Genomic DNA, 24,068 nt, shown 5'->3' with positions numbered 1-24,068 from the left:
TCAGGCCCGCGAAAAGGCCTGCCCCTGTGTTCCCGCTGTCCAATGGGCTGCCTCACCAGAAACGGCCAGTTGCGCCCGCGTTTCGGCATCCGCCTGCTCGATGCACTCGACATCATGGCGCAAATCATTACCGAAAGCCATAGACAGCGATTGCGCCCTCATCATGGCGGCTTCGACCGTTGCCGGAATGTCGAGGAATCCGATGCGCCCCTCAAGGAAGGCCTGCACCATCACCTCGTTGGCGGCATTATAGACGACCGGCATCAGCCCGCCGGCTTCCAGCGCCTCACGCGCCAGCCTGAGCATAGGGAAGGCCTCGGTATCGGGCCGCTCAAACGTCAGGGTCGAAAGCGCGCACAGATCAAGCGGCGGCGCGGACCAGCTATGGCGCTGCGGCCAGCCGAGGCAGTAGGAAATCGGCACCCGCATATCCGGCGGCCCCATCTGAGCCAGGGTCGAGCCGTCGCTATATTCGACAAGGCTGTGCACCACGGATTGCGGATGGATCAGGACGTCAATCTGAGCGGACGGCATGTCAAACAGATAGGCCGCCTCGATCAGCTCCAGCCCCTTATTGGCCAGAGAGGCACTGTCGATGGTGATCTTGGCCCCCATCGACCAGTTGGGGTGTTTCAGGGCCTGTTCGCGGGTAACGTGGGCAAGGTCTTCGCGCTGGCGCCCTCGGAACGGCCCGCCCGACGCGGTGAGGATCAGGCGACGGATGCGCGCGCGCTCGGCCTCTTCAAAGACTTGGAAAATCGCATTGTGTTCGGAATCGACCGGTAGAATGCGCCCGCCCGCTGCCTCAGCGCGCAGGATCAGCGAGCGGCCACAACAGACAAGGCTTTCCTTGTTGGCCAAAGCCACTGTAGCCCCCGTCCCGGCCGCCGCCCAGACGGGCCTCAAACCCGCAATGCCGACAATAGCCGCCATCACCCAATCGACCGGACGCGCCGCAGCGGCTTCGACGGCCTCAGGACCGCAGGCGATCTCGATACCGGAGCCCTTCATCCGTTCGCTGAAATCGGCCCATTGCGAAGCATCGGACAGGACCGCCACACGCGGCCGGAATTTCAGCGCCTGCTCAGCCAGTAGCGCCGCATTACGTCCGGCACACAGGGCTTCCAGTTCGTAATCTTCGCCAGGCGTCAGGGTTTCTTCGATCAGGTTCAGCGTTGATACGCCGATGGAGCCGGTCGAACCGAGGATTGAGATACGCCTCATAGCTTGGTCCCCAGCATGACCAGCCAGCGGATACCGCCGATGGCGACGATGGCGAACATCAGCCCGTCTACACGGTCCAGCAAGCCGCCATGACCGGGGATCAGCGTGCCGGAGTCCTTGACGCCATATCGTCGCTTAAGCATGGACTCCCATAAATCACCGCCCATGGTGGCAAAGGCCACCAGAAGGCCAACAATCAGCGCCGCCGTACTCGACTGAAAGAGCTTCGTTAGGTCGGCCAGCGTCCCGGCGGTCAGCATCCCGGCGATCATGCCCCCGGCAAAGCCTGACCAGGTCTTGTTGGGCGAATATTTGCGCCACAGCTTGGGCCCGCCCACCAGCTTGCCCACCAGATAGGCGGCACTGTCCGCCGCCCAGGCGATCAGGAAGGCGAAAAAAACCCAATAGACGCCGTTATGCGTCTCACGCAGCCAGATGAGCACCAGAGCCGGCCAGCCTATGTAAAAGGCCCCGTAAGCGGCATCGAGGTGCGGCCCTTTCAGGTAGCGGAAATAAAAGCCCGCACAGATGGCACCTAAAGCCAGCACCGCCAGTCCGGCCAGCATGTTGAACAGATAGACGGTAAACACCCCGCCCAGAATGGCCAGACTGATGGCGACGGCCATGCGGCTCGATAACTGAGGGGCCGCCATCGCCCCCCATTCAATCGCCAGCAAGGCCACCCCGACGCTCAGCAGCAGCAAAAAGGCCCAGTTGCCATAGGCGATAATCAGCAGCACAATCGGGATCAGCACCGCCGCCGAGGCGATGCGAAACAGAAGTTCACGTGAGGTTTTTTTCGGTTTCGCGTCAGACGGAAGCGACATCACTGGCCTCAACCGCGCCGAAGCGACGCTCGCGCCGGCGGAATTCGTCCAGCGCCGCCTTCAGCGCCTCGCCGTCATAGTCCGGCCACAACACGTCCTGAAACACAAATTCGGCGTAGGCCGCTTCCCATAGCAGGAAGTTCGACAGCCGGTGTTCCCCGGACGTGCGGATCAAAAGATCCAGCGGTGGCAAGCCTGAGGTGGACAAGAGCCCGCCAAAGCGTTCCGCCGTCAGGTCCTCAAGCGCCGCCTCACCGGCCTTCACTTGCCGGGCGAAGGTTTTGGCCGCCTCGAGAATATCGGCCTGCGCGCCGTAATTGAGCGCCACCTGCAGGAAGAAGCGGCTATTGTGTTGCGTGCGCTGGTGCGCCTCGTCCACACACTCACGGATATCGACCGGCAGACCCGCCCGGTCGCCGATAATGCGCACACAGACCCCATCGCGCGCCAGACGGTCCATATCCGAACGGATGAAGGCCTTGAGCAGCCCCATCAGGTCGGACACTTCGGTCGCCGGCCGCCGCCAGTTCTCCGTCGAGAAAGCGAACACCGTCAGATGCGTCACGCCCAGATGCGGCGCGGCCGTGATCGTTTTGCGCAATGCCTCCACACCCGCCTTATGGCCGAAGGTGCGTATCTGACGGCGCGCCTTGGCCCAGCGCCCGTTGCCATCCATGATGATGGCGACGTGCAGTGGTACCGGAGCGGCACCTGTACCGATATAATCCGGCCCTGAGGGCATAAAGGGACACTTTCCTAAAAACGACAGAAGGGGCAATACACACAAAAGCCCGGCCTTAGGCACCGAGCGTGGTGCAGGTCCTTAGACCTGCATGATCTCCGCTTCCTTGACCTTCAGCATCTCGTCGATGCGCTTGATGGCCTCATCGGTGAACTTCTGGACCTCGGTGGTCATTTTCTTCTGTTCGTCTTCGGAGATCAGAGAGTCCTTTTCGGCCTTCTTCAGCTCGTCATTGGCGTCACGGCGCACGTTGCGCACAGCCACGCGCTTTTCTTCCGCGTACTTGCCCGCGATCTTGGCCAACTCCTTGCGGCGCTCCTCAGTCAGCGGCGGGATCGGCACGCGCAGGGTCTGACCGTCGGTAACCGGGTTCAGGCCCAGACCCGAATTGCGGATGGCCTTTTCGACCGACACGACCAGCCCCTTGTCCCAGACATTGACGCTGATCATGCGCGGTTCCGGCACCGAAATAGCGGCGCAGGACAGGATCGACATAGCGGAGCCGTAGGCATCAACCGTAATGCCTTCCAGCAGGCCCGCCGAGGCACGGCCGGTGCGCAGACCGCCGAAATCGTCCTTGAGCGCCGTCACGGACTTGTCCATGCGGTCCTTGTACTTGTTGAGATCAGGCTTGCTCATCTTGGTATCTCTGTATTGGAGCGTTCTCCGGAAGGGGTTACCCCGTCGGAAAGACGCGCGTTAGAACACTATCATACAGGCGTTCAGGCCTGCCCGGAAATGACCGTATGTACCCCCTGCCCCGTGATGACCTTGCGCAGGCCGCCCGGTTCACGGATCGAGAAGACAACAATCGGAATGCCGTTTTCGCGCATCAACGAAACCGCCGAGGCATCCATGACGCGCAGGTCCTTCGACAGAACCTCCATATAGTCCAGCGACTCATAACGTGTCGCCGTAGCGTCCTTTTTGGGGTCAGCCGTATAGACGCCATCGACCGACGTGCCCTTGAACAGGGCGTCGCAACGCATTTCCGCCGCGCGCAGGGCCGCCGCCGTATCCGTGGTGAAATAGGGTGCGCCCAGACCTGCCGCAAAGATCACCACACGACCTTTTTCCAGATGGCGTTGCGCCCGACGGTGCACAAAGGGCTCACAGACGGCATTCATCTGGATGGCCGACTGCACGCGCGTGCTTACGCCCAGCTTTTCCAGCGCATTCTGCATGGCCAGCGCGTTCATCACCGTCGCCAGCATCCCCATATAGTCCGCCGAGGAGCGTTCCATACCCACCGCCGCCTTGGATAGACCCCGGAAAATGTTGCCCCCGCCGATGACCAGACACAGCTCGACGCCCATGCCGGCCACTTCGGCCACTTCCTCGGCCACCGCCTTGACGGTGTTCATGTCGATGCCGAACCCCTGCTCGCCCATAAGGACCTCACCGGAGATCTTGAGGAGAATGCGTTTATAGGTGGGGACGTTGGACGAAGACATGGAAGGCCCTTCAGATGAATCAGATGGGGGTAGTGGCGTAGTGTCGCCTGCTCTAGCCGAGATTTCTCTCTTTGAACAGTCAAAGGGCGCAGACACCTTGCGATGCTGCGCCCTTAAACCGTGCATAGGTCGGGAAATCAAGCCACGGGCTGAGTTCCCTTTTTCTGCCTTAGCCTTGATTCATCATCGAGGCGACTTCGGCGGCGAAGTCATCGACCTTCTTTTCCACGCCTTCGCCGAGGGCGAGACGGGTGAAGCCGGTCACGGTGACGTCGGTGCCGAGCGCCTTGGCCGTGTCGGCGATCAGTTGCTTCACGGTCTGATCCGGGTTCATGACGAAGGGCTGCTCAAGCAGCACGACTTCGCGCTGGAACTTCGATATCTGGCCGTCAACGATCTTGGCAATCATGGCTTCCGGCTTGCCTTCCTCGCGCGCCTTTTCGGTCAGAACGGTGCGCTCACGCTCCACGGCGGCCGGATCGAGGTCGTCAGACGACAGCGACAGCGGCTGGGTGGCGGCGATGTGCATGGCGATCTTGCGGCCCATGTCGTTCAGGGCTTCGGCGTCGCCGGCAGACTCAACGGCCACCAGAACAGCGATACGGCCCAGGTTCGGGGCAATCGCGTTGTGGATGTAGGACGACACCACGCCTTGCGAAACGCTGTGCTTGGCCATACGACGGGCCACCATGTTTTCACCGATATTGGCGATCAGGTTGGTGATTTCGTCGTTGATAGCCGCTTGCACGCCTTCGACGTCAGCCGCAGCGAGACCGGCCTGAGCCGCATTGCGGGCCAGGTTCTGGAACAGCTCGTTGCGCGACACGAAGTCGGTTTCAGCGTTGACTTCGACGGCCACAGCGGTGGTGCCCGAAGAGGCCACGGCCACCAGACCTTCGGCGGCGACGCGGTCGGCCTTCTTGGCGGCCTTGGACAGGCCCTTGGTACGCAGCCAGTCCATCGAGGCTTCGACGTTGCCATCGTTTTCCGATAGAGCCTTCTTGCAGTCCATCATGCCGGCGCCGGACTTTTCGCGCAGTTCCTTAACGAGAGCGGCGGTGATCTCAGCCATGGAATTCCTCCATAAATCTCTAAAAAGTTAACCCTCGGCGGCTCAATAGCCCGAGGGTATGACAAATACGTAACAACGAAACCTGACCCGCACTTCAAACGGTTGAAGCGGTATCTTTCATCAAGACCTGAATTTGCCTCCGCAAATCCAGTGGTCAGGCCCCGTTGCCGGTAATCCTGAGCAGATTAGGCTTCGCCGGTTTCTTCGGCGATCAGCGCGGGCTCGATCGGAGCCTCCGACGCGCCGAGGTCGATACCCGAAGCCGACTGACCCGCGGCCAGACCGTCGAGCACGGCGTCAGCGATCAGATCGCAATACAGTTGCAGGGCGCGCGCGGCGTCGTCATTGCCCGGAACCGGGAAGGTGATGCCGTCCGGATCGGAGTTCGAGTCGAGGATACCGATCACCGGGATGTTCAGCTTGCGGGCTTCCTGAATGGCGATCGCTTCCTTGTTGGTGTCGATCACGAACATCAGGTCCGGAATGCCGCCCATGTCCTTGATACCGCCCAGCGACAGCTCCAGCTTGTCACGCTCGCGCGTCAGGGTCAGCAGTTCCTTCTTGGAACGGCCAACCGGGTTTTCCATGACCTGTTCCAGTTCACGCAGACGCGCGATCGAACCCGAAATGGTGCGCCAATTGGTCAGCGTGCCGCCGAGCCAGCGGTGGTTGACGTAATACTGAGCCGAACGCTTGGCCGCTACGGCGACCGGACCAGCGGCCTGACGCTTGGTGCCGACAAACAGAACACGACCGCCGTTGGCGGCGACTTCACGCACCTTCAGCAGGGCCTGATGCAGCAGCGGCAGGGTTTGCGACAGGTCGATGATGTGGATGTTGGAACGCGAACCGAAGAGGTAACGCTCCATCTTCGGGTTCCAGCGGTGGGTCTGGTGACCAAAGTGGGCACCGGCTTCGAGCAGGGCGCGCATAGACAGTTCAGGCATAGCCATGAGTAGATTTCCTTTTCATTCCGATAGACCTCCGCAGATGAAAAAAGCCTCGGCAAGCCGAAACCTCGGAACGGTCGGATGAAGCCAGACGCTTTGAAAATCATTGAAATTCAAAGCACAGACAACATCCCCCCGCGTATCCGCGTGTGAGATGGTGCGCAACTAGGCACAATCGACACAAAAATCAAGTGATTTTGGGGGGAAATTGCGCCCGAAGAGACCATGACAGCGATCAGACCGCTCTCGCCTCTCCTAAACATCTTCACAATATAGGACGCCATTCATCGCTTTCAAGGCCCCGCGCAGGCTGGCGTCCAGACGGTAGCGGTGCGGCATTTTCAGTTCGACCTCATGTCCGTCGATCTCGCTGAGGAGGGTGATTTCGCCCCCCTGTCCGCGCGCGGCGTCTAATTGCATTTTGAAAGCGTCCACATCAAAGCCACGTGGCGACACAGTCAAACGCAGTCCCATATCATCGGTTTTCAGGGCTCCGGCCATGGGTTCGGCGGACTCACCAAACATGCGTACTTCGCCGTCCGAACCCTTGCAACGCACCTTGAGCAGGATCGACTGACCAGGTTCGAGATGCTCACGGTATTTGCGCAGGGCTTCCGGCTGGAACATCACCTCATATTCGCCGCTGGGGTCCGAAAGGTTGACGAAGGCGAATTTCTCCCCGGTGCGGGCCGAGGCGCGCTCCTGACGACGACGCACCACCCCCGCCATGCGGAAGGCTTCGCGCCCTTCCTGAGCGAGGGCCAGCGCTTCGGCGTACAGGGTAACATTGCGGCGCTTGAACACATCGACCATGTCCTGCAACGGGTGGCCGGACAGGTAAAAACCAACGGCTGACAGTTCTTCGTCCAGCGCATCCGGACCGGAGGCCTTGGGGATGTTGGGCAGGCGCGGGCGCGATGAGTCATTGGTGCCAAACAGGCTGACCTGCGCTGAGGCGCGTTCAGCGGCCATGCTCTGAGCGTGGGCGATCAGCAGATCGGCGCTTTGGATAATCTGTGCCCGGTTGGGATGGATCGAGTCAAAGGCCCCGGCCCGCGCCAGATTTTCGATGGCACGCTTATTGACCGCCTTAGGGTCGATACGTTCGAGGAAGTCGAAAATGTCTTTGAACGGCCCGCCCGCTTCACGCACCGCCACAACGCTGTGCATGGCTTCGAGACCGACATTGCGTATGGCCCCAAGCGCATACAGCACTTCGCCATTTTCAACGTCGAAATCGGCCTTTGAGCGGTTGATATCTGGTGGCCGGATGGTCACCCCGAACTGCCGCGCGTCCTGATAAAATACCGCCAGCTTGTCGGTATTGGTGATATCGAGACTCATGTTGGCGGCGAAGAATTCGACCGGATGATTGGCCTTCAGCCAGCCCGTCTGATACGAAATAAAGGCGTAGGCGGCGGCGTGTGATTTGTTGAAGCCATAGCCGGCAAACTTGTTCACCAGTTCGAAGATCGAGTCCGACTGCTTTTCAGGAACCCCCTTCTCCTTGGCGCCGGAAATAAACCTTGCTTTTTGCAAGTCCATTTCCTCTTTCTTCTTTTTACCCATGGCCCGACGCAGCAGGTCGGCTTCGCCGAGGCTATAACCCGACAGGATCTGGGCGATCTGCATCACCTGTTCCTGATAGATAATAACGCCGTAGGTTTCCCGCAGAACCGGCTCCAGAGAGGGGTGGAGCATGTCGATGTCGGCGCGCCCGAACTTCCGATCGACATAGGTGTCGATATTGTCCATCGGACCCGGTCGATAGAGCGAAATCAGCGCGGTGATTTCCTCGATAGACCCGCAGCGCATCTTGCGCAGGGTATCGCGCATCCCCTGACTTTCGAGCTGGAACACGCCAATCGACTGACCTGACGCCAGCAACTCATAGGTGATCTTGTCATCCAGCGGCAGGGTAGAGAAATCGACCTCAAGCCCGCGCTTTTTCAGATAATGCCAGGCGCGATTCAGCGTGGTCAGGGTCTTCAGACCCAGGAAGTCGAACTTGACCAGACCAGCGCTCTCGACCCACTTCATATTAAACTGCGTCGCCGGAATGTCGGAGCGTGGATCGCGATACAGCGGCACCAACTCGGTCAGCGACCGATCGCCGATCACGATACCTGCGGCATGGGTCGAGGCGTTGCGGTACAGGCCTTCGAGTTTCAGCGCCGTATCCAGCAGCTTAGCGACAGACTCTTCTTCGTCGCGGGCTTCGCGCAGACGGGGTTCGATTTCGACAGCCTGAGCCAGTGTGGTCGGGTTGGCCGGGTTATTGGGCACCATCTTACACAGACGGTCCACCTGCCCCAGCGGCAACTGCATCACGCGGCCTGTGTCGCGCAGCACAGCGCGCGCCTGAAGCGTACCGAAGGTGATGATCTGCGCCACCCGCTCACGGCCATATTTTTCCTGAACGTAGGTGATCACCTCTTCGCGGCGTTCCTGACAGAAGTCGATATCGAAGTCGGGCATGGAAACCCGCTCCGGATTGAGGAAGCGTTCGAACAGTAGACCAAAGCGCAGCGGGTCAAGATCGGTGATGGTCAGTGCCCACGCGACCAGCGAACCGGCCCCCGAGCCCCGGCCCGGCCCGACCGGAATGTCGTGCGCCTTGGCCCATTTGATAAAGTCCGAAACGATCAGGAAGTAACCGGGGAACCCCATTTTCTGGATGACGCCCACCTCACGATCGAGACGCGCCCAGTAATCTTCTTCGGGGAAGGCGGGTTCGACCTGTTGCAGGCGCATTTTCAGGCCTTCACGCGCCTGAAAGGCCAGTTCTTCGTCTTCCGATCGACCTGCGCCGGTATCAAAACGCGGCAGGATCGGATCGCGCTTGCTGACTAAAAAGGCGCAGCGGCGTGCGATTTCCAGCGTATTGTCGCAGGCTTCGGGCAGATCCGAGAAGACCTCGCGCATCAGCAGCGGCGGCTTCAGCCAGTGATCCTTGGTCACCTTGCGCCGGTCGGCCACGCCCATAAAGGTGCTATCGGAAATACACAGCAGCGCTTCGTGCGCCTTGAACATGTCACGGTCGGCAAAGTAGGCGTCATTGGTCGCCACCAGCGGCACGCCATGCGCATAGGCAAATTGCACCAGACCGCTTTCCGCCGAGTCCCCGCGGATACCACCATGCGGCGAGCCGTCGTGCCGCTGAAGCTCGATGTAAAAGCGGTCCCCAAAGGCCGCATGCATATCCTTCAGTGCCGCATTGGCTTCGTCGGGCTGGTTTTGCTTGAACAACGGGTTGATCGGACCGTCCGGACCGCCCGACAGCAGGATCAGGCCCTCGGCGCGTTTGACCACCTCTTCCCACAGGACATGCGGTTCATCGGTCGCCTCAATATCGAGATAGGCTTTGGACGAAAGTTCGGTGAGGTTGAGATAGCCCTGCTCGTTCTGAACGATCAGAACAATAGTCGGAGTTTTCGCCCATCGGTCGCTAAGGGTGCCGCCTATCCCCTTGACCGGCAGAGCGCAGGCGATAATGGGCTGCACGCCCGTATCTTTACACACCTGAGAAAATTCGAGCGCACCAAACAGGTTGGCACGGTCACAGATGGCGATGGCCGGCATCTTCGCCTTAGCCGCCAGCTTGCCCATATCATAGGCCTTGATCGCGCCTTCCAGAAGGGAATAGGCTGATCGTACCCGCAGATGGACAAAACCGTCGCTCATCTCAAAAGCCTCTCCGTGCGCTTCACAGGGCGGCTACTGTCAGACGATTCACCCGATCAGCATAGCCGCCTGACAGACAAGCGCTACAAAAGCGGCAACGGCGGCGAAAGACAATACGTTATGGATGGCCAGCATGGTTTGTCCCCTGAAAGAACAGATGATCAATTCATGCTTTGTTCTATATTCTTATTTTGTTCCCCGTCAACACCCTTTTATCAACAGCGTGAACAAATCATGTATATTATTGATTTAAAACAATATAATTTTACAAGCTTCCCGGAACCGTTTCGACCAGACGGCCATCCTTGAGGCTGACCACGCGGTCCATATGCCCGGCCAGTTCCAGATTGTGGGTCGCAATCAAGGCCGCGACCCCTTGTGCCTTAACGATCGTCCTCAGGGCGTCGAACACCTGTTGAGAGGTCTGGGGATCAAGATTGCCCGTCGGCTCATCGGCCAAAAGCAGGCGCGGGCCATTGACCAGAGCGCGGGCAATGGCCACACGTTGCTGCTCTCCACCCGACAGTTGCGCCGGCTGATGAACCAGGCGTTCGCCCAGCCCCAACTGCTCCAGAAGCCCCCTCGCCCGCGTTTCCGCCTGTTTGAGCGGCAGACCCAGCACCCGCTGCGGCAGGGCGACATTGCCCAGCGCCGTAAACTCCGGCAGCAGGTGATGGAACTGATAAACAAAGCCGATCTTGTGCAGACGTGCGCGGGTACGGGCGGCTTCGCTGGCGTGGGTAAAGTCCTCACCATCGATGGTTAGCTGCGCCTCTTCGGACGATTCCAGCAAACCGATACAATGCAAAAGCGACGACTTGCCGGACCCAGATGGCCCGATCAGCCCGACCACTTCTCCGGCGCGCAGGTCGAGATCAACGCCCTTGAGCACGTCCAGCGTGCGACCATCGGCGATGGGATAGGCGCGCACCAGACCGCGCAGGGACAGCACCACATCACTCATGACCCCATTATTCATATCTCAGGGCCTCCACGGGTTCGAGCTTGGAGGCCCACAGGGCCGGGAACAGGGTGGCCACGCAGGTGGCAATCATCGAAAAGCCCACAATAATCAACACTTCGGTGGGTTCGACCTTGGCCGGGATATAGGCTAGGTAATAGACCTCTTCGTTGAAGACCTTCACATTGAAGAGGGCTTCGACGATCTGCTGAATCGGGCGGATAAAGATGCAGAACAGCGTGCCGATGGCGACGCCCAGCACCGTGCCAGCGGCCCCGATAATCGCCCCCGACAGGAAGAATATTTTGGTAATCGAAGTACGATCCGCGCCCAAAGTCCGCATAATGGCGATATCGCGCGTCTTGTTTTTGACCAGCATGACAATGCCGGAAATGATGTTCATGGCGGCAATCAGCACGATCAGCATCAGGATGAGGCGCATCACGTTGCGTTCGACCTGAAGCGCGTTCCACAGAGGCGCATTGCGTTCCGTCCAATCGAGCAGAACGGCTTTGTCCCCAGAGGCCTTGCGAAAAGCCGGGTAGTAGTCTTTGATATTATAAGGGTCTTTCACCTTTATTTCGACGGCGTCCCACTCGTCCTCGCGGTCGAAAAAGAGTTGCGCCTGCTGTAACGGCATGAAGACAAAGGCGGCATCCAGTTCCGACACCCCGCTCTTGAAGATGCCACCCACCACATAGGGCTTACGGCGCGGCATAGCCCCGAAGGCGGTGCTGCCCGACGGCGACAACAGCGTCAGTTCGTCGCCGACGCGCACACTCATCTGGCTGGCCAGACCTTCCCCGATGAGAATAACGTCGCCGCCAAATTCGCCTGCGCCAAATCCATCGAGCGAGCCAGATTTGATATTATCGCGGATGATCGGCGTGTTTTTCAACGCGGCTACATCAACGCCGCGCATAAAGGCCAGTCCGGCCTGGGAAAATGGCCCCTGCGCCAAACCCGGAGATTCCACATAGGGCGAGGCTTCGATGACGCCAGGAATGGCGCGCAGCCGCTTAAGCATGGCGTCGCGGCCGTTCCAGTCGGACAGGGGTTCGCCTGCCACAAACTGATGGCCGTTAAAGGCCAGAACGCGCGACATCAGCTCGTCGCGAAAGCCGTTCATCACCGACATGACGATGATCAGCACGCCTACGGCCAGCGTGATACCGATAAAGCTGATGATGGCGATGAGGGCGATGCCGCCGTCCTTGCGTTTGGTGCGCAGATATCTGAGCGCCAGATCGGTTTCCCACGCGGAGAAAGAAAACAGCGACAACAGCCCCTTCATCATTTTGCCTTGGTCAGTTGTTCAAGAACGGCATCGAAGGCCGCCGTATGACGTTCGCCCGTGGCGCGGTGTTTGATTTCGACCTGACCTTCGGCAATGCCCTTGGGTCCGATGATCAGTTGCCACGGAATACCGATCAGGTCCATCGAGGCGAACTTGGCACCGGGACGGTCGTCCGTATCATGATAAAGCACGTCACGCCCGGCGGCCTTCAGCGCCTTGTAGGCTTTTTCACAGGCCGCATCGCAGGCTTCGTCACCGACGCGCAGATTGACAAGAGCGACATCGAAGGGCGTGACGCTTTCGGGCCAGATGATACCCGCCTCGTCGTGGCTAGCTTCGATAATACCACCGATCAGACGCGATACACCGACGCCGTAAGAGCCCATATGGACATTGACCTGCGAGCCGTCGGCACCGGAAACCTTGGCCCCCATAGGCGCAGAGTATTTTTCGCCGAAATAGAAGATGTGACCGACTTCGATGCCGCGGGCAGACAACTGCTTATCGGCCGGAACGGCATTGAAAGCCGCTTCATCGTGCATTTCCTCAGTGGCGGCATAGAGCGACGTGCGCTGATCGACCAGCCCTTGCAGATCGTCCCAGTCCACATCGGCACCGGGCGCTGGCATATCGACCAGATCCTTATGGCAGAAAACTGCGCTTTCGCCGGTTTCGGCAAGGATGATAAATTCGTGGCTGAGGTCGCCGCCGATGGGTCCGGTGTCGGCGCGCATCGGCACCGCCTTCAGGCCCAGACGGCTGAAGGTGTTGAGGTAGGCGATGAACATACGGTTGTACGCCTTGCGCGCCGAGGCCTCGTCGATGTCAAACGAATAGGCATCCTTCATCAGGAACTCACGACCGCGCATGACGCCAAAGCGCGGGCGCTGCTCGTCGCGGAACTTCCACTGAATGTGGTAGAGGTTCATCGGTAGGTCCTTGTAGGACTTGACCGTGCCACGGAAGATTTCCGTGATCATTTCCTCATTAGTCGGGCCATAAAGCATTTCGCGCTCATGGCGGTCTTTGATGCGCAGCATTTCCTGACCGTAGTCGTCATAGCGACCCGACTCGCGCCACAGATCGGCCAGTTGCAGGGTCGGCATCAGAAGCTCAACCGCACCGGCGCGCTGCATTTCCTCGTGCACGATCTTTTCGATCTTGCGCAGCACCCGCAGCCCCAGCGGCAGCCAGGCATAGATACCGGCGGCCTCCTGACGGATCATGCCGGTACGCAGCATGAGACGGTGCGAGACGATCTGGGCTTCGGAGGGATTTTCCTTAAGCAGCGGAAGTAAATAGCGCGACAGGCGCATGGGCAGGGAACCTTGGGATTGCGGCAAACTGGCCCTGTACTAGCCAGCTTCGCCGTCATTGATCAATGCTAAAAAGGCGGAAATAGGACAGGCCGATCAGGCCGTGGGGATTTCCGGCAGCGGAATGAGGCCAAACTGCACGATGACCATAACAATGGCCCACACCACAACGGCGACAACCGTGTTGATCAGCAGTTTCTTTTTGAGATTGTGGAAGACCGGCGCGCCGGGATCGCCGCCGTCCTTGGTCTCAATACCGGCTTCGTGATGGCTCACATTGCCAAACGGCAGAATGGCAAACAGAGTCACCCACCAGATCATCAGAAGAATGGCAATGCTGGTCAGAGGTCCCATTACGACGCCTTGTCCTTATCCGTCACATCGGAAGAAGATTGGTCCTTTTTGCGGAACATCGTCAAGCCGCCAAACACCACAAACAGGATGACAAAGGTCACCCAGGGAAAGCCGCCCTTGTGTTCAGAGGCTTCCGCCTTTTCCGCCACGACCGAAGCGGTGGGCGACGCCGGGACGGTCTGGCCGGAAACCGGCGCAACTGTGAGAGCCAGAGCGAGCCAGACCGCTTTCATATCATAGCAGTCCCGCGGTTTCTTCGAGGCCGAGCACGAGATTGAGATTTTGCACCGCTGCGCCAGACGCCCCCTTGCCCAGATTGTCGAACACCGCCACCAGATTGGCCGTGTCGCCATCTTCCTGACCGAACACGTGGATCAGCAACTGGTTGGTGTCGCGTAAAGAGTCGCCATTGATGGAGGTCGCCGCCGCCGTTTCTTCAGGCGAAGCGACGCGCACAAAGGGCTCTCCCGCATAGTGGGCGCTGAGGATGTTGTAGATGGTCGGGAGGTCCGGCGCATCCGGCAGAGCCCACAGGTGCAGTGGCACCTCGACGATCAGGCCCTGCGCAAAATTGGCAACGGTCGGCGAAAAAATCGGCGCGGTCTCCAGCCCAGCATAGAGTTGCATTTCCGGCAGGTGCTTGTGCGTCAGGCCAGTGGCATAGATGCGCTCACGCCCCTGCCCGCTTTCGAATTCGGCGATCATGGCCTTGCCGCCGCCGCTATAGCCGGTCAGCGACGTGGCCACCATCGGGAAGAAGGGCGGCAGGACGCCCAGTTCGACCAGAGGCCGGGTCAGGGCAATGAAGCCGGTGGCGTGGCAGCCGGGATTGCTGATGCGCTTTGCGGCGCGGATCAGGTCGCGCTGATCCTCGGTCATTTCGGGGAAGCCGTAGGCCCAGCCTTCGGCTACGCGATGCGCCGTCGAAGCGTCGATCACCGCCACGTCGGGGTTTTCGATCAGGGCCACGGCTTCCTTCGCCGCCTCGTCGGGCAAGCAGAGAATGACGGCATCGGCGGCATTGAGCGCTTCGCGTCGGGCTTCGGTGTCCTTGCGGCGATCATCGCTCAGGCGGATCAGTTCGATCTCCGGGCGCTTTTCCAGCCGCTCGCGGATTTGCAGACCGGTGGTGCCGGCTTCGCCGTCGATGAAAACCTTGTGGGACATGACTTTTCCTTTCCTCCTCCCCTGTTTACGGGGGAGGTGGCGGGCTTGTCCCGCCGGAGGGGGCTTCTGACGAGGAGACGTTTGCCCACTTCGTCATTTCGCTACGCTCAATGCCTCATCCCCGTAAACTGGGGAGGAGAAATTGGGTCGGGTTTTATGATGAAATGCAGGGTATAAAAAGCGAAAAACACCCGTCGGGCCGCCCCGAGGGTGTTTTTCTCCGTATTCCGGAAGGGGGCACTTGGGGGAAACGAAGTTTCCCCCAAGACCACCATTAACGCTTCGAGAACTGGAACGAACGGCGAGCCTTGGCGCGGCCGTACTTCTTACGCTCGACAACGCGCGAGTCGCGCGTCAGGAAGCCAGCGGCCTTCAGCGCCGGGCGCAGGGCGGGCTCGTAATAGGTCAGAGCCTTCGACAGGCCGTGACGGATGGCGCCGGCCTGACCCGACAGACCCGAACCGTGAACCGAAACGATGACGTCGAATTGCGACGCGCGGTCGGTCAGGTTCAGCGGCTGAGCGATCATCATGCGCAGAACCGGACGCGCGAAATAGACTTCCTGCGCGCGGTCATTGATGATCCACTTGCCCGAACCCGGCTTGATCCAGACGCGGGCGACGGCGTTCTTACGCTTGCCGGTGGCATAGGCGCGGCCGTACTTGTCGAGTTGCTGAACGCGCTCGACCGGCGCATTTTCAGGGTTCGACGACAGGGAAGCGAGGGCTTCGAGGCCTTGAGCTTGAACTTCAGACATTCTTAGACGCTCCGGACGTTCTTGCGGCTCAGGGCCTTGAAGTCGATGACTTCCGGCGATTGAGCTTCGTGGGGGTGCTCCGAGCCGGCGTAGATACGCAGGTGGGTCATTTGGGCGCGGGCCAGCGGCGATTCCTTGGGCAGCATACGCTCGACAGCCTTGGTCAGGACGCGCTCAGGGTACTTGCCGCCGAGGATCTGACCCATGGTGCGCTGCTTGACGCCGCCGGGGTGGCCGGTGTGCCAGTAGAAGATCTTGTCCGTCAGCTTCTTGCCGGTGTAGTGCACCTTGTCGGCATTAATGACGATGACGTAGTCGCCGGAATCGACGTGCGGGGTGTAGTCCGGCTTGTGTTTGCCGCGAAGACGCATGGCGATGAACGAAGCCAGACGGCCGACAACGGCGTCCTGGGCGTCAATCACGATCCACTTCTTCTCGACATTGGCGGGCTTGAGCGCCGCGGTCGCAGAGGTAAGCATGGGAGATTCCTTTGGTGAAATCCGGGTTTGAAACGGGTGCTTCCCGCCGTGACAGACGCCACCGCCGGAAAAGTCGGGAGCGTATAGACGAGGCAAATGGCCGCGTCAACCCTTATTTTTGACAAAAATTGAAACAGGCAATTGTTTTTATTGGCATTTTTGAATTAGGTATTAAATTACCGTACCAAACCGTCATAATTCTGTTCCCGCCTGTCTTTACATAAGCCCCATCCGATTCCAAACGGTACTGTCCCTTATGCGCAAAGGTGTTTCCATGTCGCTGTCCCGCCGCACCCTCCTCTCTTCATCTCTTGCCACCTCTGCGGCTTTTACAGGCATGGCGCTGTGGATCAGCAAGGCTGCCGCCGCCCACCGCCTGACCGAAAACGCCCCTGACACCTATGTCAATCAGATCGAAGGCTATGGCCCGCTGGTGAAGGACCCCAATGGTATCGCCGACCTGCCCGCTGGCTTCTCCTACCGCATTTTCTCGCGTCAGGGCGAAACCATGAGCGACGGCCTGATCGTGCCGGGTAAGCACGACGGCATGGCCTGCTTCCCGCACGGTCCGGACACGGTGCTGCTGGTGCGTAATCACGAAATCAAGCACAGCCTCAGCAAGATGGGCCCGTTCGGCGCGCAGAACGAACTGTTCGGCAAGGTCGATGCGGCCAAGGTCTATGACTTCGCGCCCGACGGTCGCCCGCTGCACGGCGGCACGACCACGCTGGTCTATAATATCAAGGACCAGAAGCTGGTCAGCCATCACCTGTCGCTGGTCGGCACCTCGACCAACTGCGCCGGCGGCCCGACGCCCTGGGGTTCGTGGCTGACCTGTGAGGAAAGCTCGCAAAAAGCCCCGAACGGCGTCGGCAAGGACCACGGCTACGTCTTCGAAGTCCCGTCGCGCGCCGAAGGCCTCGTCAAGGCCGAGCCGATCAAAGCCATGGGCCGCTTCGAGCACGAGGCCGTAGCCATCGACCCCAAGACCGGTATCGTCTATCTGACCGAAGATGCCGGGGACTCGGCCTTCTATCGCTTCATCCCCAAGGTGCCGGGCAAATTACGGGAAGGCGGCAAACTGCAAGCGCTGGTCATCAAGGGCAAACCGCACGCCCTGACCGACAACAAGACCGCCATCTTCTGGCAACAGGGGGGCTGGTTCGAAACTGAGTGGGTTGATCTCGATGAGGTCGAAAGCCCCAATAACGACCTGCGCACCCGCGCCCACGCCAAGGGCGCGGCGCAGTTCGCGCGCGAGGAAGGCATCTTCTTCGGCGAAGGCGAGCTTTACTTCACCTGCACCTCCGGCGGTCCCGGCGAAAACGGCCAGATCATGCGCTATGTGCCGAGCCCCCACGAAGGCACGCCGCAGGAAGCCCGCGCCCCCGGCCGTATCCAGCTCTTTGCGGAGCCGAACAACGACCTGCTGTTCGACTATGTGGACAATATCGTCGTCTCGCCGCGCGGCCAGCTCTTTGCCTGCGAAGACCGCTATTCCGACACGCTGAAAAACCACCTGAAGATCATCACCCGCGACGGCAAGGTCACCACCTTCGCCCGCAATACCGAAGCGACCAATTCAGAATGGGCCGGGGTCTGCTTCTCGCCCGACGGCTCGACCATGTTCGTCAACCTGCAAAACCCCGGCTGGACTCTGGCCATTACCGGCCCGTGGGATCGGTTCAGCACTGAGGCCGTGAAGGGGTAAGTTCTCAGGGTAAGGGCTAAGAACGACCGTGGGGCCACAGGCCCCACACCCCATAACGGGGCGCTCAAGCGGCACGACCTGGGTTTATTTGCAAAATTAAATGGGGGGCTTCGCCCCCAAAAAATCCGTCCGTCACGTGCTCTATATCTTTGATTTGAGCGCGGATTTGTTATGGGGTGCAGGGGCCTATGGCCCCTGCGTCTTTCCTTTCGGCTTCGCCGCCCCCTCCGTCTTTTTGCCTTTCAGGCAAAAATCCACCTCCCCATGCCTGCGGCACAGGGAGGAGGCACGTTTAAAAATTCCGGCGGCGGAAGTCGCGATCAGCGCGGGCGACCTTCCACAGTAGCAGGGTGGCCAGAATGAGCAGCAGGACAGCCCCCAACTGGTGCAGCAGGCCAAAGGCGATGTGCACATTGGTCCACAGGGTTGCAACGCCGAGAGCAGCCTGACACCACACCAGTACACCGAAGGCGGCGGCGATCAGGCGCATGCCGTCATCGAGACAGCGCCGCCATAGCCACAAGACCAGAGCCGTTGCGTAGATCAGAAGAAGGTAGGCATTGAAGCGGTGCAGGACCTGCACCATGCCCTGATCGTGGACGAAGACGTGCCACAGGCCTTTGGAATAATCGACGAGGGGCACGATACGCCCGCCCATCAGTGGCCAGTCATTATAAACGAGCCCGGCATCGTTACCGGCGACCAGCGCACCCAGCATGGATTGCAGGAAGGTCAAGCCAAACAGACCCGCGACGGCGGCCACCCAACCACCGGGCGCGCCATGCCCGCGCGATTGGCCGTGTAAGGCTTCGTTGGCCGTCCATATGGCAAAGATCATGATGACCAGGGCCAGACTGAGGTGTGTCATCAGGCGTTCGGGGGCAACGTCGATACGGTTGGCCAGACCCGAATGCACCATCCACCAGCCGATCGTTCCCTGCACGCCGACCAGCCCGACGAGTAGGGCACAGCGCCAGATCAGGCGCTGCGGGATGGCCTGCGTGAACAGGAAGACAATAAAGGGGATCAGGACCGCGGCACCGATCAGGCGACCCAGCAGGCGATGGCCCCATTCCCACCAGAAGATGAATTTGAACTGCTCTACCGACATGTTCGCATTCACCTGCTTGTACTGCGGTATCTGCTGGTACTTGGTGAACTCTTCGGCCCATTGGGCGTCATTCAGCGGCGGCACCACACCGTGGATAGGCTTCCATTCGGTGATCGACAGACCGGAGCCGGTCAGGCGCGTGGCGCCCCCGACCATAACGATCAGCACGACCATAGCGGCCACTATAGAGAGCCAGATAGCCACGGAAGGAGATTTGAGCGGAAGCCTCACCGTTACGCCTCACTGAAAATAATTGTTGGGTTCCGTCGGGCGGACCTGTTCAACTGCGGCGAAATAACCTGTAATAGGCATTGGCCGTCCGTTTTGATTTGCCCACAGGGAGGGGTGAAATTCAAGCGATGCGCGACGGAAAAATGTGAAAGGTTCCACAAATGGGTGTTCAGGACTGGATTCTGGCCGGTATGACGGGGTTCATCGTCGGTTGGATCGCCAACAACCTGACCAAGAGCCGCTACAGCGCCATCATCAATATGTTTGTGGGCATTTTCGGGGCGATCCTGATGACGTTTTTCATCCATATTCTCGATATTTATCCGGATCGCTTCTACACAACACTCAGGGCGGCCGGTGCGGGTTCGGCCAGCCTTCTGGTGCTGTTTCACCTCACCCGCGCCATCGAAAAAGTAAACGTCAAAAAATGAAGCGGGTATACCGATGAGCATAGATGCGACAAAGGGTCTCAGCCTGCCGGTGCGCCGTGTGATCGCGTGCATCGGCATTGTGGTGTTTCTGGCTATCTATGTGGTGATCGTTTCCAGCATCGGCGAGAGGTTGCCCGACAACGATCTGGTGCACCTGCTGTATTACGGCCTGTCCGGCATATTGTGGGGGATTCCCGTGCTACCGATCATAAGCTGGTCGGAAAACTACAAAGGCCGGAAGCGTTAGAGCGGCAGGAAGCTGTCGTCGTCGGAATTTGGCGGTCGCTTGCCCACAGCGAAACCGCTGGCGGCCCATAGCGTCCACACGATCAGCACACCGAGGCCCAAAAGGCAGATGACCAGGCGATCAACGACCGCCTTTTGCGCGTGCTGAATCATCCAACCTGCGGCGATGGTCAGCAGGACCACGACCATCAGATGCACCAGCGCGTGCAATGGGCCCCGCCTTAACACAGCCAGTAACCCCAGCATCACGACCACAAAAGCCGCCACCCCTGCCCCCCAAACCACCCACTCCGGATCGGTCAGCGGCCCACGTAACGGCACACCGGCGGTGAGTAACAGAAGCGCAGCGAGACCTGTAGCGCTAAGAATGACGCGGTTCATGGGGTGACCCTGTATCTCTTATTGACGACCGTAACATTCAGATCGGAATGGTTTTGCTCAAACCGGTCATAACCCGCTTTCAGGTCCGTCCAGAAGCCCAACCACGGCGAACCCACATGGCGCTTAATATGGGCGTCGGTCATGCGAAACGGATAGACGTGCACCTGAAACGCGGTCTGCCCTCCCTTCAAGGCCTCATCAGCTATCAACCAGATTTCCTCAATCCCTTTATCGGTCATGGCATAACAGCCGATTGAGGCACATTTGCCGTGGACCATCAGATAGCTGCCTATTCGACCATTTGCACGATCAAAGGCATTCGGATAGCCGAGGTTAAAGGCCAGATGATATTGACTATCGGGTTTCATCTGCCCACGCGAAACCGTGTAAAAGCCTTCGGGTGACTGCCCATCCCCTTCTTTCTTCTTGGGGCCGAGGGAACCGGACCAGCTACAGATACGAAAGGTTTTGTAGAGTCGGTATTTGCCCCCCGACTTGACCCAAAGCTCCAGTTCATCCGTTTCCTTGAAAATGCGGATGAGTATGGGCTGGCCCAGTTGCAGGTCGTTGCGAGTCAAGGCTGCACGGATATGGCTCAAGCGCTCTTTTCGTACCTGTTGAAGGTCTGCCGCACCCGACTCCCACGGCTTCAGGGTCCAAAGTAAGCCGCAAAGAGCAACAAGAACGGTGACTAGTAGTAGCCCACGCTTTCCGTTCATGGCATCCCTCCCATTGGTTACAGGATAACGCAGAATCGCCGCGGATGTATCGTGGAAATTGAGACAGGGCATTTCGTCCGAGTCAGGCGAGAGGATTGATGCGCCGCGTTTTAACGCGGCTTACCTCTCGGGCGCCTTCGGCGTCCATCGCCCTTTCGGGTCGATGTGGCTCCGCTTCGCTCCGCCGCGTCTGCGTGTGATTACTGTGCTTCCGGCTCAATAATCATCACTTGGGCATTTTCAGTGCGCTATCGCTTCGCTCTTTGAGCGCGGTGAACCTCTTATCGGTTCGCACCCTTGCTGCGGATGATCAATAAAAAAGGGACTGCCCTGTAGGCAGTCCCTTTTTTATTGATGGTCGGGGCGAGAGGATTCGAACCTCCGACCTGCTGCACCCAAAACAGCTGCGCTACCAGGCTGCGCTACACCCCGACACCCTGCCCACAGGCAAGGCGCGCTACATGCCACTTCAAAGCCGGTTCCGCAAGCCGTTTTACACACCACCCACAGAACAAGCGTCTATTGCGGCATCGGCCCCTTGCCTTCAAAGAAGCGATGCGTAATGCGGTCGCCCGGCTTGATGCCCAAAACATCAGCCTTACCGCCATTGATTTCCAGAACCGCCGCGGCCGGGCCAAACGAATGCAGCGGCGTTTCGTTCATTGGCATCGTGTTTTTCTGAATGGAAATCACTTCGCCTGACTTGGAAATATAAATAATATCAAGCGGTATATGCGTATTCTTCATCCAGAAGGCGCGTTCGCGCGCATCCGGAAACAGGAACAGCATCCCCTGCCCGGTCGGCAGGTTGTCGCGGTTCATCAGGCCGGTTTCGCGTTCCTGTTCGTCATCGGCGATTTCGACCTGAAAGGCGTGACTAGTCCCCGCGGACAGAACCTGAAGTGCCTCGCGCTCCGGCGGTTTCGGCTGGCAGGCCGCCAGAAGCAGAAAGAGCGGTAGCCATTTTGCGTGCTTGATCATAGGGTTATCGGAACTCATAGGGTTTGCCCGTCGCCTTGTCGATCAGTTCGATCTCAAACAGGGCCGGCCAATATTTTCCGGTGACCAGCAGGTGCTTCGTTTCCGGATTAAAGGCAATGCCATTCAGAACGTCGATGCGCTGCGTAATGGCCGGGCCATAGGCCATCAGACCTTTCAAATCCACTATGCCATTGATCTTGCCGTTCTTCGGGTCGATGCGGACAATGTAGTCGGTTTGCCAGACATTGGCGTAGACCTGCCCGCCGATATATTCCAACTCATTGAGCATCTCTATGGGCTCGCCGCGCAAGGTCACCGGGACTTCGCCGACCACCTTGAAGGTCTGCGGGTCGAGAAAGCGCAAACGGTCGCTGCCATCGCTGAGAATCAGATGCGTGCCGTCACCGGTCAGGCCCCAGCCCTCGCCCGTATAAGCAAACTCCCCCTTTGGGACGAAACTGTCGCGGTCCCAGACGAAGGCCTTGCCGTGTCTCCAGGTCAGCCCGATAATGGCATTACCCCACGGCGCCACGCCTTCGGCAAAATAGGGCCGTGCAATATCGTGTTTGCGTTTGACCTCGCCGGTGGTCAGATCAACCTCGCGCAGCGATGAGGCCCCCGCCATGCCTGTGCTTTCAAACAAACGGCCATTCTGAATAAACAGGCCTTGCGTAAAGGCCTGAGGATCGTGCGGATAGACCTTCACGACGCGGTAGGTGTAGTGCGCCACCTCCTCCGTTGCGGCAGTCGTCGTCGCAGTGGTCTGGGCGTGGGTGGGTAAGACAGGCGACAGCGGCGCCGCCATAAGTACCAGAGACCACCGAAAGGCTTTGAACACAGACGTCACCGTTCACACCCGCAAAGAAAAACGGAGGCGAAACCTCACCTCCGTTGGAAATTCGCTAAATTCAATGGCCGTTTCAAGGCCGTTTTCAGCTCAAGCCAACGCCTTGGGCTGCACCTCGGTCACAACCAACCCCTTGGGACCTTCGCCAAAGCGCACCATCAGGGTATCGCCCTGCTGAATATCCTCAAGACCAAAGCGACGAAGGGTTTCGATATGAATGAAGATGTCCGTCGGATCATTGCCACGCACTACGAAGCCATACCCCTTAGTGCGGTTGAACCATTTGATGGTCGCCGCTTCGAGATCACCAATGGTTGCCTGCACGTTATGCGTCGACCGCACAGCCGCCGGATCACGCGCTTCACGCACGGGGCCGCTGCCGCTCTCTTCGAGTGCGGTGATTTGAATAACCTGCCAGCCCTTGGCGCGTTTGGCGATCTTGCACTCAATGGCGGCACCTTCATGCGCCAGATCACGCCCCATATCACGCAGTGCGGACACATGCAGCAGTACGTCGCGCATACCGGTCAATTCGGGGGATTGAGGCACGATGAAGCCGTAACCCTTGCCGGCATCGAACCACTTCACGCGACCGGAAATAGCCTTTACGTCTTCCGCCTCGCTGCTCTTTGCGTAATCGTACAAACTCATATTCCTCACCAAGCCCACAAATAATCTACTGCGCGAGCACTATAACATGGATATTTTTAAATGGGCAGCACCCCTGCCCCTCTCTTTTTCGAGACGATATGCGAAAATATCGCTTAAAGCGAGTAAAAAAGCGGTAATTATGTCGCGTGGCGTAGCCTTGACGCAATATATGTCGTTTTTGACACAGGTTCGCACACTACGTATAAAAAATCAGAAGTGCATAAAAATTGTGAGGAAGGAGGCTACGGTGGCAGTCCCTAGGGGAGTCGAACCCCTCTTTTCAGGTTGAAAACCTGACGTCCTAACCGATAGACGAAGGGACCGCGTGTCCGTATTAATATGTCCTGACTGGCAGTCCCTAGGGGAGTCGAACCCCTCTTTTCAGGTTGAAAACCTGACGTCCTAACCGATAGACGAAGGGACCGCGTCAAGAGGTGCGCTTGATAGCGTCACGGATTGTTCGTTGCAAGCGCTA

General features: G+C 59.0%; 25 protein-coding genes and 3 tRNA genes. 3 read left to right on the top strand and 25 right to left on the bottom strand.

The genetic code is table 11. The annotated features are described in order from the left end of the window. From dxr to rplM, 16 genes are all read right to left on the bottom strand, one after another. Positions 1–1,224 (bottom strand): 1-deoxy-D-xylulose-5-phosphate reductoisomerase, encoded by a 1,224-nt coding sequence (gene dxr, locus ASTEX_RS14145; RefSeq protein WP_013480311.1) that lies wholly within the window; start codon positions 1,222–1,224, stop codon positions 1–3. After that, entirely contained in the window at positions 1,221–2,051 is an 831-nt protein-coding gene (locus tag ASTEX_RS14140) for a phosphatidate cytidylyltransferase (RefSeq protein ID WP_013480310.1), read from the bottom strand. Before ASTEX_RS14140 ends, dxr begins: the two co-directional genes overlap by 4 nt. Next, positions 2,035–2,793, bottom strand: coding sequence for a polyprenyl diphosphate synthase (gene uppS, locus ASTEX_RS14135; protein ID WP_013480309.1), 759 nt, complete (start codon positions 2,791–2,793; stop codon positions 2,035–2,037). Before uppS ends, ASTEX_RS14140 begins: the two co-directional genes overlap by 17 nt. An 81-nt stretch (positions 2,794–2,874) precedes the next feature. Next, positions 2,875–3,432 carry a ribosome recycling factor gene (gene frr, locus ASTEX_RS14130; protein ID WP_013480308.1) on the bottom strand — a complete coding sequence of 186 codons (558 nt, stop codon included), beginning with the start codon at positions 3,430–3,432 and terminating at the stop codon, positions 2,875–2,877. 83 nt (positions 3,433–3,515) lie between these two features. Further along, entirely contained in the window at positions 3,516–4,247 is a 732-nt protein-coding gene (gene pyrH / locus ASTEX_RS14125) for a UMP kinase (protein WP_013480307.1), read from the bottom strand. Positions 4,248–4,416: 169 nt separating this feature from the next. Then, positions 4,417–5,319 (bottom strand): translation elongation factor Ts, encoded by a 903-nt coding sequence (tsf, locus tag ASTEX_RS14120; protein WP_013480306.1) that lies wholly within the window; start codon positions 5,317–5,319, stop codon positions 4,417–4,419. A 185-nt stretch (positions 5,320–5,504) separates the two neighbouring features. Then, complete coding sequence (gene rpsB / locus ASTEX_RS14115) at positions 5,505–6,272, bottom strand: 30S ribosomal protein S2 (protein ID WP_013480305.1); 768 nt, start codon at positions 6,270–6,272, stop codon at positions 5,505–5,507. A 252-nt stretch (positions 6,273–6,524) separates the two neighbouring features. Further along, positions 6,525–9,953: a DNA polymerase III subunit alpha gene (gene dnaE / locus ASTEX_RS14110; protein WP_013480304.1), complete on the bottom strand. Its 3,429-nt coding sequence runs from the start codon at positions 9,951–9,953 to the stop codon at positions 6,525–6,527. A 265-nt stretch (positions 9,954–10,218) separates the two neighbouring features. After that, entirely contained in the window at positions 10,219–10,917 is a 699-nt protein-coding gene (locus ASTEX_RS14105) for an ABC transporter ATP-binding protein (RefSeq protein ID WP_041659552.1), read from the bottom strand. 7 nt (positions 10,918–10,924) lie between these two features. Next, positions 10,925–12,208: a lipoprotein-releasing ABC transporter permease subunit gene (locus ASTEX_RS14100; RefSeq protein ID WP_013480302.1), complete on the bottom strand. Its 1,284-nt coding sequence runs from the start codon at positions 12,206–12,208 to the stop codon at positions 10,925–10,927. Then, positions 12,208–13,527: a proline--tRNA ligase gene (gene proS, locus ASTEX_RS14095; RefSeq protein ID WP_013480301.1), complete on the bottom strand. Its 1,320-nt coding sequence runs from the start codon at positions 13,525–13,527 to the stop codon at positions 12,208–12,210. Before proS ends, ASTEX_RS14100 begins: the two co-directional genes overlap by 1 nt. A 96-nt stretch (positions 13,528–13,623) precedes the next feature. Next, complete coding sequence (locus tag ASTEX_RS14090; RefSeq protein WP_013480300.1) at positions 13,624–13,881, bottom strand: DUF1467 family protein; 258 nt, start codon at positions 13,879–13,881, stop codon at positions 13,624–13,626. Then, positions 13,881–14,114 (bottom strand): hypothetical protein, encoded by a 234-nt coding sequence (locus ASTEX_RS14085; RefSeq protein ID WP_013480299.1) that lies wholly within the window; start codon positions 14,112–14,114, stop codon positions 13,881–13,883. Before ASTEX_RS14085 ends, ASTEX_RS14090 begins: the two co-directional genes overlap by 1 nt. A 1-nt stretch (position 14,115) precedes the next feature. Next, a complete protein-coding gene (argC, locus tag ASTEX_RS14080; protein ID WP_013480298.1) occupies positions 14,116–15,048 on the bottom strand; it encodes an N-acetyl-gamma-glutamyl-phosphate reductase in 933 nt (310 codons plus the stop codon). Between the two features lie 274 nt (positions 15,049–15,322). Next, positions 15,323–15,805 carry a 30S ribosomal protein S9 gene (rpsI, locus tag ASTEX_RS14075; RefSeq protein WP_013480297.1) on the bottom strand — a complete coding sequence of 161 codons (483 nt, stop codon included), beginning with the start codon at positions 15,803–15,805 and terminating at the stop codon, positions 15,323–15,325. 2 nt (positions 15,806–15,807) lie between these two features. Next, complete coding sequence (rplM, locus tag ASTEX_RS14070) at positions 15,808–16,284, bottom strand: 50S ribosomal protein L13 (RefSeq protein ID WP_013480296.1); 477 nt, start codon at positions 16,282–16,284, stop codon at positions 15,808–15,810. Between the two features lie 274 nt (positions 16,285–16,558). Here rplM and ASTEX_RS14065 point away from each other — a divergent pair, with 274 nt between their 5' ends. Then, a complete protein-coding gene (locus ASTEX_RS14065) occupies positions 16,559–17,995 on the top strand; it encodes an alkaline phosphatase PhoX (RefSeq protein WP_013480295.1) in 1,437 nt (478 codons plus the stop codon). Positions 17,996–18,287: 292 nt separating this feature from the next. Here ASTEX_RS14065 and ASTEX_RS14060 read toward each other — a convergent pair whose 3' ends face one another. Next, the gene (locus ASTEX_RS14060) at positions 18,288–19,337 is read right to left on the bottom strand and encodes a COX15/CtaA family protein (RefSeq protein WP_013480294.1); all 1,050 of its coding nucleotides are present in this window, start codon (positions 19,335–19,337) and stop codon (positions 18,288–18,290) included. Positions 19,338–19,498: 161 nt separating this feature from the next. On the opposite strand from ASTEX_RS14060, the gene ASTEX_RS14055 reads away from it, so the two are divergent. Both ASTEX_RS14055 and ASTEX_RS14050 read left to right on the top strand, forming a co-directional pair. Next, positions 19,499–19,768 (top strand): hypothetical protein, encoded by a 270-nt coding sequence (locus ASTEX_RS14055; protein WP_013480293.1) that lies wholly within the window; start codon positions 19,499–19,501, stop codon positions 19,766–19,768. 13 nt (positions 19,769–19,781) lie between these two features. Further along, a complete protein-coding gene (locus ASTEX_RS14050; protein ID WP_013480292.1) occupies positions 19,782–20,015 on the top strand; it encodes a DUF2842 domain-containing protein in 234 nt (77 codons plus the stop codon). Here the strand turns inward: ASTEX_RS14050 and ASTEX_RS14045 are convergent. The 8 genes from ASTEX_RS14045 to ASTEX_RS14010 form a co-directional block, all read right to left on the bottom strand. Then, complete coding sequence (locus ASTEX_RS14045; protein WP_013480291.1) at positions 20,012–20,395, bottom strand: hypothetical protein; 384 nt, start codon at positions 20,393–20,395, stop codon at positions 20,012–20,014. The genes ASTEX_RS14050 and ASTEX_RS14045 overlap by 4 nt on opposite strands. Beyond that, positions 20,392–21,114 carry a L,D-transpeptidase family protein gene (locus ASTEX_RS14040; RefSeq protein ID WP_013480290.1) on the bottom strand — a complete coding sequence of 241 codons (723 nt, stop codon included), beginning with the start codon at positions 21,112–21,114 and terminating at the stop codon, positions 20,392–20,394. Before ASTEX_RS14040 ends, ASTEX_RS14045 begins: the two co-directional genes overlap by 4 nt. Positions 21,115–21,469: 355 nt before the next feature. Next, a tRNA-Pro gene (locus tag ASTEX_RS14035) sits at positions 21,470–21,546 on the bottom strand. Positions 21,547–21,633: 87 nt separating this feature from the next. Beyond that, complete coding sequence (locus tag ASTEX_RS14030) at positions 21,634–22,113, bottom strand: DUF192 domain-containing protein (RefSeq protein ID WP_083805635.1); 480 nt, start codon at positions 22,111–22,113, stop codon at positions 21,634–21,636. Further along, on the bottom strand, positions 22,100–22,933 hold the full coding sequence (locus tag ASTEX_RS14025; RefSeq protein WP_245532571.1) for a glutaminyl-peptide cyclotransferase: 834 nt from the start codon (positions 22,931–22,933) through the stop codon (positions 22,100–22,102). The genes ASTEX_RS14030 and ASTEX_RS14025 overlap by 14 nt, the downstream gene beginning before the upstream one ends. A 99-nt stretch (positions 22,934–23,032) precedes the next feature. Then, positions 23,033–23,593: a cold-shock protein gene (locus ASTEX_RS14020; protein WP_041659382.1), complete on the bottom strand. Its 561-nt coding sequence runs from the start codon at positions 23,591–23,593 to the stop codon at positions 23,033–23,035. Positions 23,594–23,841: 248 nt separating this feature from the next. Beyond that, positions 23,842–23,916, bottom strand: a tRNA-Glu gene (locus ASTEX_RS14015). 26 nt (positions 23,917–23,942) lie between these two features. Beyond that, a tRNA-Glu gene (locus tag ASTEX_RS14010) sits at positions 23,943–24,017 on the bottom strand. Between the last annotated feature and the right edge of the window lie 51 nt (positions 24,018–24,068).

Origin of the sequence: Asticcacaulis excentricus CB 48, assembly GCF_000175215.2 — a bacterium.
GTDB classification, from domain to species: Bacteria; Pseudomonadota; Alphaproteobacteria; order Caulobacterales; family Caulobacteraceae; genus Asticcacaulis; species Asticcacaulis excentricus.
Note: the sequence above shows the minus strand (reverse complement) of the source record. Positions and strands in the feature narration are given on the sequence as shown.

Bases quoted from the DNA above. Each gene is read 5' to 3' on its own strand.
- proS (WP_013480301.1), bottom strand. From the start codon at position 13,527: ATGCGCCTGTCGCGCTATTTACTTCCGCTGCTTAAGGAAAATCCCTCC.
- rpsB (WP_013480305.1), bottom strand. From the start codon at position 6,272: ATGGCTATGCCTGAACTGTCTATGCGCGCCCTGCTCGAAGCCGGTGCC.
- ASTEX_RS14040 (WP_013480290.1), bottom strand. From the start codon at position 21,114: ATGAACGGAAAGCGTGGGCTACTACTAGTCACCGTTCTTGTTGCTCTT.
- ASTEX_RS14065 (WP_013480295.1), top strand. From the start codon at position 16,559: ATGTCGCTGTCCCGCCGCACCCTCCTCTCTTCATCTCTTGCCACCTCT.
- ASTEX_RS14100 (WP_013480302.1), bottom strand. From the start codon at position 12,208: ATGAAGGGGCTGTTGTCGCTGTTTTCTTTCTCCGCGTGGGAAACCGAT.
- ASTEX_RS14050 (WP_013480292.1), top strand. From the start codon at position 19,782: ATGAGCATAGATGCGACAAAGGGTCTCAGCCTGCCGGTGCGCCGTGTG.
- tsf (WP_013480306.1), bottom strand. From the start codon at position 5,319: ATGGCTGAGATCACCGCCGCTCTCGTTAAGGAACTGCGCGAAAAGTCC.
- ASTEX_RS14020 (WP_041659382.1), bottom strand. From the start codon at position 23,593: ATGAGTTTGTACGATTACGCAAAGAGCAGCGAGGCGGAAGACGTAAAG.
- argC (WP_013480298.1), bottom strand. From the start codon at position 15,048: ATGTCCCACAAGGTTTTCATCGACGGCGAAGCCGGCACCACCGGTCTG.
- ASTEX_RS14105 (WP_041659552.1), bottom strand. From the start codon at position 10,917: ATGAGTGATGTGGTGCTGTCCCTGCGCGGTCTGGTGCGCGCCTATCCC.
- uppS (WP_013480309.1), bottom strand. From the start codon at position 2,793: ATGCCCTCAGGGCCGGATTATATCGGTACAGGTGCCGCTCCGGTACCA.
- rpsI (WP_013480297.1), bottom strand. From the start codon at position 15,805: ATGTCTGAAGTTCAAGCTCAAGGCCTCGAAGCCCTCGCTTCCCTGTCG.
- ASTEX_RS14055 (WP_013480293.1), top strand. From the start codon at position 19,499: ATGGGTGTTCAGGACTGGATTCTGGCCGGTATGACGGGGTTCATCGTC.
- ASTEX_RS14140 (WP_013480310.1), bottom strand. From the start codon at position 2,051: ATGTCGCTTCCGTCTGACGCGAAACCGAAAAAAACCTCACGTGAACTT.
- rplM (WP_013480296.1), bottom strand. From the start codon at position 16,284: ATGCTTACCTCTGCGACCGCGGCGCTCAAGCCCGCCAATGTCGAGAAG.
- dxr (WP_013480311.1), bottom strand. From the start codon at position 1,224: ATGAGGCGTATCTCAATCCTCGGTTCGACCGGCTCCATCGGCGTATCA.
- ASTEX_RS14090 (WP_013480300.1), bottom strand. From the start codon at position 13,881: ATGGGACCTCTGACCAGCATTGCCATTCTTCTGATGATCTGGTGGGTG.
- dnaE (WP_013480304.1), bottom strand. From the start codon at position 9,953: ATGAGCGACGGTTTTGTCCATCTGCGGGTACGATCAGCCTATTCCCTT.
- ASTEX_RS14030 (WP_083805635.1), bottom strand. From the start codon at position 22,113: ATGAGTTCCGATAACCCTATGATCAAGCACGCAAAATGGCTACCGCTC.
- frr (WP_013480308.1), bottom strand. From the start codon at position 3,432: ATGAGCAAGCCTGATCTCAACAAGTACAAGGACCGCATGGACAAGTCC.
- ASTEX_RS14085 (WP_013480299.1), bottom strand. From the start codon at position 14,114: ATGAAAGCGGTCTGGCTCGCTCTGGCTCTCACAGTTGCGCCGGTTTCC.
- pyrH (WP_013480307.1), bottom strand. From the start codon at position 4,247: ATGTCTTCGTCCAACGTCCCCACCTATAAACGCATTCTCCTCAAGATC.
- ASTEX_RS14045 (WP_013480291.1), bottom strand. From the start codon at position 20,395: ATGAACCGCGTCATTCTTAGCGCTACAGGTCTCGCTGCGCTTCTGTTA.